Source organism: Neisseria sp. P0022.S010, from assembly GCF_051956635.1.
In genome coordinates, this window is the sequence record NZ_JBQCXF010000105.1 from 1 (window position 1) to 8,857 (window position 8,857).

The 8,857-nt window shown below is 50.7% G+C and carries 8 protein-coding genes; 2 read left to right on the forward strand and 6 right to left on the reverse strand.

Annotated features, from left to right (window positions below; all coding sequences use genetic code 11):
• Window positions 1–40: 40 nt before the first annotated feature.
• From ACTHUT_RS10300 to ACTHUT_RS10320, 5 genes are all read right to left on the reverse strand, one after another.
• Window positions 41–556, reverse strand: coding sequence for an outer membrane protein assembly factor BamE (locus ACTHUT_RS10300; RefSeq protein WP_295696831.1), 516 nt, complete (start codon window positions 554–556; stop codon window positions 41–43).
• 459 nt (window positions 557–1,015) lie between these two features.
• Entirely contained in the window at window positions 1,016–1,654 is a 639-nt protein-coding gene (locus ACTHUT_RS10305) for an MBL fold metallo-hydrolase (RefSeq protein WP_004519037.1), read from the reverse strand.
• A gap of 59 nt (window positions 1,655–1,713) precedes the next feature.
• Window positions 1,714–2,220 (reverse strand): DUF4189 domain-containing protein, encoded by a 507-nt coding sequence (locus ACTHUT_RS10310; protein WP_440385956.1) that lies wholly within the window; start codon window positions 2,218–2,220, stop codon window positions 1,714–1,716.
• 55 nt (window positions 2,221–2,275) lie between these two features.
• On the reverse strand, window positions 2,276–2,926 hold the full coding sequence (locus tag ACTHUT_RS10315) for an HAD-IA family hydrolase (RefSeq protein ID WP_440385957.1): 651 nt from the start codon (window positions 2,924–2,926) through the stop codon (window positions 2,276–2,278).
• A gap of 10 nt (window positions 2,927–2,936) precedes the next feature.
• Window positions 2,937–3,923: an RluA family pseudouridine synthase gene (locus ACTHUT_RS10320; protein WP_440385958.1), complete on the reverse strand. Its 987-nt coding sequence runs from the start codon at window positions 3,921–3,923 to the stop codon at window positions 2,937–2,939.
• A gap of 515 nt (window positions 3,924–4,438) precedes the next feature.
• On the opposite strand from ACTHUT_RS10320, the gene ACTHUT_RS10325 reads away from it, so the two are divergent.
• Window positions 4,439–7,330, forward strand: coding sequence for an Rne/Rng family ribonuclease (locus ACTHUT_RS10325; protein WP_440385959.1), 2,892 nt, complete (start codon window positions 4,439–4,441; stop codon window positions 7,328–7,330).
• A 233-nt stretch (window positions 7,331–7,563) separates the two neighbouring features.
• Window positions 7,564–8,283 (forward strand): hypothetical protein, encoded by a 720-nt coding sequence (locus ACTHUT_RS10330; protein ID WP_314512747.1) that lies wholly within the window; start codon window positions 7,564–7,566, stop codon window positions 8,281–8,283.
• Window positions 8,284–8,402: 119 nt separating this feature from the next.
• On the opposite strand, the gene mscL is transcribed toward ACTHUT_RS10330, so the two are convergent.
• Window positions 8,403–8,846 carry a large conductance mechanosensitive channel protein MscL gene (mscL, locus tag ACTHUT_RS10335; protein ID WP_440385960.1) on the reverse strand — a complete coding sequence of 148 codons (444 nt, stop codon included), beginning with the start codon at window positions 8,844–8,846 and terminating at the stop codon, window positions 8,403–8,405.
• Window positions 8,847–8,857 lie beyond the last annotated feature (11 nt).

Genomic DNA, 8,857 nt, shown 5'->3' on the forward strand with positions numbered 1-8,857 from the left:
GCCAAGGCTATACCCAATAGGATCCGTTTCAAATTTGTCCTTATTGACGGATGCGTTTAGGAGCTTCTTTAATGATCTCGCGGATGATCACTTGAGGCTCTTGTTTAGGTGTAGGTGCTGGAGGAGGACATACAGCATCTTTAGGGAATACTGGATTCCAGAAGAAGCTGCGTGCAAATTTGTCTTTGTCGAAGATGACTTTGTATTGGCAAGTAGTGATGCCTTCAACGCCGGAAGTGTTTTCAGGGTCAACGCCTACGCCCGGGGTGTAGAAGTGGAACAGGTAGTCCCATTCACGCACGCCGACCATGCCTTCGTCGTAGTGAGGACGGCCGAGGATTTTGTAGATGTCGTCTTTGGTCAGGCCGGGACGCATTTGATCCAGCTCGTCAAAAGTCGGGAATGTACCGCGGTCTTTGTTGAAGGTCAGGGAGTAAGGTTTAGGGAAGCGAGGCTCGTCGGTAGTGCCTTCAGGAGTGATTTTGCTCTTAGTAGCACAGGCGGCCAGCAGGCCGGTAGCCAGCAGGGCAAAGCCCACTTTTGCGATTTTTTTCATTTGATAATCCTTTTATTGATTTTACCAGCCGAACTTTTCAGACGGCCTGTTAGTGCCGGCAGCGAGTTTGCCGGTTTACCCAAATAATGTTGTGCTTCTTAAAGATGTACCCGACGGTTTGACAAGTAGAACATCGGCACATTCCGGCAGGGCATTGCGCCTCATCTCCGTTGTATCCGCCTGAGTCGGCAGAACCGTTCAGACGGCCTGACTGACATTTATTGTCACTTTGTAACAATTTCACTGCGAGTAAGGCTTGGGGTTTGGAGATGTCCGGTTTTCGATAAATCAGGTTGTATTGCGTAATACCTTGTTATCTTTGTGCTTTAGTTCTTTTTGGCATTTGCCGGAGATTAGGTACTTAATCTTTCGGGTGTTATCCCTGCAAATTGTATGCCAGTTTTCCTTGATGCGCATAATTTGTGTATGCCGGAATGTTGGCTTTATACAACATTCATATTAACGAACCAGAAACGGATTGTATCTTTTCTCATGCCCGATGCTGGTCATGCGGCCGTGTCCGGCGATAACTTGCGTGGTTTCGGGCAGGGTTAATAGTTTAGCGCAGATATTGTTTATGAGGTCATCATGATTGCCGCGCGGAAAATCTGTGCGACCAACGGTCTCATAAAACAAAACATCGCCTGCGACTAAAAGCCCGTTTTCGGCGTTGTAAAAAACGACTTGTCCGGGAGTGTGGCCGGGAATGTGGAGGACTTGGAAGCTGTGGTTGCCGACCTTGAGCGTTTCCCCTTCTTCCAGCCAGCGTGTCGGCGTGAATGACGGAGAGACGGGGAAACCGTATTGCGCCGTTGTTTGCGGAAGGGCTTGGAGCAGGAATTCGTCGTCTTTGTGCGGGCCGAGAACAGGTACGTCGCAGGTTTTCAAAAGCTCAACCACGCCGCCTGCGTGGTCAAGATGGCCGTGGGTCAGCCAAATGGCGGTCAGCTTGAGGCCTTTATTTTGGACTTGTTGCAATAAATAGGGTACGTCGCCGCCGACATCGGTCAACACGGCTTCTTTGGTTTCGTCATCCCAAATCAGCGTGCAGTTTTGACGGAAGGGGGTAACGGCGTTGATTTCAAATTGGAGTGCCATGGGTGTTCCTGGGAAATGCTTATTTATGTTGTTTACGTTTCAGACGGCCTTTGGTCTATTTAGAATCTAGGCATTGAGCAACCTTCGTTTGCAAAAATAGAGCATTGAGAGCTGCCAGACTCTTGGCATTTCCTTAAGGCATCGGCCTCCGCAAGACCAGGGTCTCCTGTACCTGGAAAGGCAGCCCATTTTTTACCAGACTTTCCTTGGGCAACAGCAATACAACTATTTCGAACCCAAGCGTATACTTTACATGGCGCATTACGCCCTCCTCGTTCACATGTCTTAATAGCTTGTGCTTTAGCAGCTTCAAGCGATTCCATGTCAATTGCACCACCTGAATCACCTGTCTTTATGTTGGTTGCCCAGGCACCGTATCTTGAAGGAACATCGATGTTAACAATTTCCGTAGGCCGTCTCTGTTGGTGATGACCAGACGAACCACAATTGGGATTGTAGCCATACCCACACAATGCCGAATTGTTTTGCAATGCACCTCTGGTCACGTCATATCCATAAGTATTAATGCTTGCTAGTCCTAGCAGTATAAAAAGCAATTTTTTCATTTCAAGTCCAATCTGTTAGTTATCTAAATCTTTGTCAGTTGACGCACGCCGTCATTTATAAGGTTTCCAATACATCAGGCAATTCGGTCAAGCTGTTGAGCATGGCAACATGGGGCAGGGCGGAAAGCTGTTTGGCAGTATGTGCGCCGGTGGTGACTGCGATGGCGCGGATTTTGGCGTTGGCGGCCATTTCTAGGTCGTGGGTGGTGTCGCCGACGACGACGGCCTTTTCCGGCTCAACCCCCAGTCGGTCGCAGAGGGCGAGTACCATATCGGGCGCGGGTTTGGACGGATATTCGCTAGCGCAGGCGGTTTCCAGCCAGAAGGCTTGGGTGCCGGTTTGCTTGATGGACCTATCCAGTCCGCTGCGGCCTTTGCCGGTCGCTACAGCAAGCCAATAGCCTTGTTGCTTCAAGCGTTGCAGGCAGGGCAGGGCTTCGGGGAACAGGGTCATGTTGCGGTTGTTGGGATTGAGGTAGTGCGCGGCATAGGTCTCAATCAGGGTTTCCTGAACGTGTTCGCTGACGTTGTGGGCAAGGCGGCGGATGATGCCGGAGAGGCTGTATCCGATGAGCGGGCGGATTTGGTCGGCTTCGGGAACGGGTAGGCCGCAATCGGCAAAGCTTTGTTGGAAGGTGTGGATGATGGGGTTGGTGGTGTCGGCAAGCGTGCCGTCCCAGTCGAAAATGATGAGTTTGGGTTTCATGGGTTTCCTTTCAGACGGCCTTTTCCTGATTTTCCAACATTACAACGAATTGCGCCAATTCTTGCGGCAGGGGGGCTTTCAGGATTAGTTTTTCGCCGGTCAGCGGATGGGCGAGGTGCAGCTCGGAAGCGTGCAGGAACATTCTTTTTAAACCGAGTTTCTGCAGGCGTTTGTTGGCTTGATAGTCGCCGTAGCGTTCGTCACCGGCAATGGGGCAGTCTTGCGATTGCAGGTGGACGCGGATTTGGTGGGTGCGGCCGGTTTTCAGGGTGGCTTCAACAAAGGTCAGGTCGGATAGGCCGACTTGGTGCAAAAGGCCGTCTGAAAAACGGTTTAACACGCGGAAGATGGTGTGGGCGGATTGGCCGTCTTCGCTGACGCGCACCATTTTTTCGCCTTGTGCGCCGGTGTATTTGAACAGGGGGAGCTTGACGTGGAAGCGGTCGTTCGGCAGCCTGCCGACACCCAGTGCGAGATAGATTTTTTTCGGATGGTCGTTGCGGATGGCTTCGTGCAGCTTCACTAAGGCGCTGCGCTTTTTGGCAATCATCAAAAGGCCGCTGGTGTCTTTGTCGAGGCGGTGGACGAGTTCGAGATAACGCGCTTCGGGACGGGCGCGGCGGATTTGTTCGATGACGCCGAAACTCACGCCGCTGCCGCCGTGGACGGCAACGCCGGAAGGTTTGTTGATGACCAACAGCGCATCGTCTTCGTAAATGATGTCAAATTCGCGCGCAGGCGCGGCCTGGCTTTCAGACGGCCTTTGTTTTTCGGCGATGCGTATTGGTGGAATGCGGACGGTATCGCCTGCCTGAATGCGGTTGTCGGGTTTGCAGCGTTTTTTGTTCAGCCGCACTTCGCCGGCGCGGATAATGCGGTGGATATGGCTTTTCGGGACGCCTTTGAGGATTTTTATCAGATAGTTATCAAGGCGTTGGCCTTCCTCGTGTTCGGCAACGGCAATCAGGCTGACTGAATCTTTGCGTATTGCGTGCATTTTCTCTATAATCCCAAACGTCCGTTTCGGGACCCGAACCTGCCGTTGCAGGCCGTCTGAAACGGATTTATTGTTAAAACGAGATTTTATATTAAAAACGCACTCCGCAAAGCATTTCCTTGTGTTTGTTCAAAGCCGGCAAACGCAATCCCGTAATTAAGTTTGAATTGAACCTGCCGTCCGGCCGGGCGTAAGACGCAGTCCGCGCAGCACCGTCCGAAATTACCGGCGCTACGATAATAAGAAGATGTAGGCTGCCTTCATTTTGTCCGAAACATCAGCATTCGGACGGCAGCGGAACCATCAACCTTTCCGCCGCATTGTTCTTTATTTCCTTCTTTATCCGAATCCGTCCGCACATGGCTTGAGTTCAAGCATGCAACCTTGCGGATTTCAAATCAAAAACTGGTTACACAGGGGTTCCCCCATCTTGCCTTTGCAGAGTGCCAACCGGACAGACAGGCCGTCTGAAAAAGATATTCACAAATCAAACGGCCGCTGTTCACGAGGTGACTATGAAAAGAATGTTATTCAACGCAACGCAGGCCGAAGAGCTGCGCGTTGCCATTGTCGATGGCCAAAACCTTTTGGACTTGGACATCGAAACGCTGGGTAAAGAACAGCGTAAAGGCAATATCTACAAAGGTATCATTACCCGCATCGAGCCGTCGCTGGAAGCGTGTTTCGTCGATTACGGAACCGACCGCCACGGCTTTTTGCCGTTTAAGGAAGTGTCGCGTTCGTATTTCCGCGACTACGAAGGCGGCAGGGCGCGTATTCAAGACGTGCTCAAAGAGGGCATGGAAGTCATCGTCCAAGTCGAAAAAGACGAGCGCGGCAACAAAGGCGCGGCACTGACTACCTTCATCAGCTTGGCCGGCCGCTATCTGGTATTGATGCCCAACAATCCGCGCGGCGGCGGCGTATCCCGCCGTATCGAAGGCGAAGAGCGTCAAGAGTTGAAAGCCGCCATGGCCGAACTCGACATTCCGAACGGCATGAGCATCATTGCCCGCACCGCCGGCATCGGCCGCAGCGCGGAAGAGTTGGAATGGGATTTGAACTACCTCAAACAGCTTTGGCAGGCCATTGAAGAAGCAGGAAAAGCACACCATGACCCTTACCTGCTCTTTATGGAAAGCTCGCTGCTGATTCGTGCGATTCGCGACTATTTCCGTCCCGACATCGGCGAGATTCTGGTGGATAATCAAGAAGTTTACGACCAAGTTGCCGAGTTCATGAGCTACGTCATGCCGAGCAATGTAGGCCGTCTGAAACTCTATCAAGACCACACGCCGCTGTTCTCCCGTTTCCAAATCGAACACCAAATCGAAAGCGCGTTCGCCCGCAGTGTCAGTCTGCCTTCAGGCGGCGCGATTGTGATCGACCACACCGAAGCCCTGGTTTCCATCGACGTCAACTCCGCCCGCGCCACCCGCGGCTCGGACATCGAAGACACCGCGTTCAAAACCAACATGGAAGCCGCTGAAGAAGTCGCCCGCCAAATGCGTTTGCGCGACTTGGGCGGTTTGGTCGTGATCGACTTCATCGACATGGAAAATCCAAAACACCAACGCGATGTTGAAAACGTCCTGCGCGACGCGCTCAAAAAAGACCGCGCACGCGTGCAAATGGGCAAACTTTCGCGTTTCGGCCTTTTGGAATTGAGCCGTCAACGTTTGAAACCGGCTCTGGGCGAAAGCAGCCATGTTGCGTGTCCGCGCTGTGCCGGTACCGGCGTCATCCGCGGCATCGAATCCACCGCCCTGCACGTTTTGCGCATCATTCAAGAAGAAGCAATGAAAGACAACACCGGCGAAGTACACGCACAAGTGCCTGTCGATGTTGCCACCTTCCTGTTGAACGAAAAACGCGCCGAGCTGTTTGCGATGGAAGAGCGCTTGGATGTAAACGTCGTCCTGATTCCAAACATCCACTTGGAAAATCCGCACTACGAAATCAACCGCATCCGCATTGATGACGTAGAAGAAGACGGCGAACCGAGCTACAAACGCGTTGCCGAGCCTGAAGAAGACGAATCTGCCAAACCTTTCGGCAGCGAAAAAGCCAAAGCGGCCCGTCCTGAGCCTGCCGTCAAAGGCGTGCGCCATACCCAGCCTGCGCCGACTGTCGCCCCTGAGAAAAAAGCCTCTTGGTGGGACAGCTTCAAAGCCTGGTTGAAACGCATTTTCGGCGGCGAGCCTGCACCTGCGGCAGTCGCTCAAGAGCCTGCCGAAAAACGTACTACAACCAACCGCAGCCAAAACAGCAACCGCCGTTCAAACAGCCGCCGTCAAAATCCGCGCCGCAACAACAAACACGACGGCAGCAAAGTTGAAGTGCGCGAAGTAGGTGCCGAAGCCGCCGACAGTAAGTTTGAAGAAAGCAAATCAAACGAAAGCCGCAACGACGAGCGTAAAGAAAGCCGCCGCGGCCGCAACCGCAACAACCGCCGCGATGAGCGTAACAACGAGCTCAACCGTGTTGAGGAAACGGTTGAAGACGTAAACGTTCAAGAAGTGGCCGCACTGGCTGAGATGCCGTCTGAAAACCAAGCGGAACAAAACGGCAATAAACGCCGCCGCAACAACGGCCGCAACGAGCGCAACCGTAACCAATATGCGGAAAGCCATGTTGAGGACGCAAACGTTCAAGCCGATGGCGAACAAGCACAAGCGGAAGCGGACGACAACGCCCGCAGCGAAGAGGGTGTGAAAAACAACGGCCGTCAAGGACGCGACCGCAACAACCGTCAGCGCAACAACCGTAACGACCGCCGTTCAAACAGCAAAAAACGCAATATTCCGTCTTCGGCAAAAATCGAGCAATACCTGAACATTACCGATACCGCCGACAAAGTCCTCTTTGCCGTGGTGCATGTTTTGGGTTTGAACGAAACCGCCGAAACTGAAAATGTGCCTTTGCCGCAGGAAGATGATCATGCCGAGCCACTGGTGATTGTGGTATCCGAGCCTGAAGTTGCCAGCGCAGAGCCATTCGTATTTGCCATTGAAAGCGAAGACGAGCCTGCCGTCGCGCAAACCGAAAGCGCCGATGCCGAGCAAACCCTGTTGGCTTCTGCGGTCAGCAACGTCAAAGAAGCCATTTCCGCGGTATTGTCTCCGAATGAAACTGCCGTTGCAGAAGTCGCAGAACCGGTTGAAGCGGCAACTGAAACTGTGACAACGCAAACTGAGGCCGTAGCTGAAAAAGTGCCTGTTGCCGCTGTTTTGCCGGAAGGTTTGGGCGATTTGATTTTCGTTGAAACCGATCCGCAAGCCGTTGCCGCTTTTGCCGCGCAGCCGCAACCCGAACCGGTTGCCAAAACACGCCGTTCGGATGTGCCTAAAGTAGAAGTGGAAGACGTAGCAGTCGAAATGATTTTGGTGGAAACACGCAAAGACTAAGATTGGTTTTCCAGTTAAAAGCCCGATGTTGAACGCATTGGGCTTTTTTACAGGAGAAGTGCTACGACTATAGGGAATAGTTAAGAAAAGGAAATTTCTTTTGAGGAGGGTGAGAAGTATGAAGCATCAAGAAGTTGGAGTTCTCGATATGTAGAGCTCAGAATCATTGCTACCTTGAAAGACTTAGCCTTTACATAGGGTTGGTCCTGTATAAAAAATAAGATCATGGAAGTATGAATATGAAGTTAAGATATTTTGAATTAGATAGACCTTATGTGGAAAATCGCCAAAGGATCGAGGAGTTGATGGACTCAGCTTCATTAAGATACGAGGAGGCCAGGATAGAGGACTACAATCAAAATTGGAAATGCCATAGAAAAGCGTTTGTATATGAATCGAAGTGTATGACATCTATGTTGGAGCGACTCTTCAAGCCTGTTCCAACTAAGGATTGTTGGAAAATCATCATAGAATGCATGGATAAGGTCTGCAATCCTTGTATCATAAACTTACTTGGTGTCTATACTGTTCAGGTTCCATTTGATTTTTGTACCTATGAAGCTTTAGATCCTGTTGATAAGAAAAAGATGCTCTTGGCTGCTTTAGTTGAAGGGGCAAACCGTGTGTTTCATAAGCTTTCTATTCCATTCTGCTTACTTGGGGATGTAGTGAATGAAATAGAAAGAAACCATTATGAAAATAGTTGGGTATGGAAAAAGAAAAAGATTCAATCCACCACTTTTTCCATTCAAGTGGAACATCAGATCGATAAAGTTGACTTGTTTTGGAATATTGAAAATAAAGACAAGAGTATTCGTCATTTGATTAAAACCTGTCCTGCTCATGAAATGGATTATGGCGTTTATCTTGGTAAATTAGAGGTAAATGATAATTTCCTTTATCTATTGGGTAAAAATAATGAGGTCGTAAGCAAGGTTTCTATAAATAAATGAAGGATAGCTGCTTGTAGTTTTTCTTAAACAGCCAACTATGTCAGAGCGATGGAGTTAGAAAAGGCCGTCTGAAATGGTTTCAGACGGCCTTAGTTTGTGTGTATGTTTGGGTATTGTGATTATTTTTTGTTCAGAGAATCACGGATTTCGCGCAACAACAGAACTTCTTCGCTAGGCTCTGCCGGTGCTTCTTCAGCAGGAGCTTCGGTTTTTTTCACAGAGTTGATGGCTTTAACCACGCAGAAGATGGCAGCGGCGATGATCAGGAAGCTGATCACGGTGTTGATGAACAGACCGATGTTCAGGGTAACGGCACCGGCTGCTTGGGCGGCTGCCAGGTTGGCGTAACCTTCTGCAGGAGCGGCTTGTGCGCCGTCTTTCAACGTAATGAACAGGTTGGAGAAATCAACGCCGCCGATCAACAGGCCGATAGGGGGCATGATTACGTCGTCAACCAATGATTTGACGATGCCGCTGAATGCTGTACCGACAACCATACCGACTGCGAGGTCGATCACGTTGCCACGCATAATAAATTCTTTAAATTCTGAAGCGATTGACATAATTAATCTCC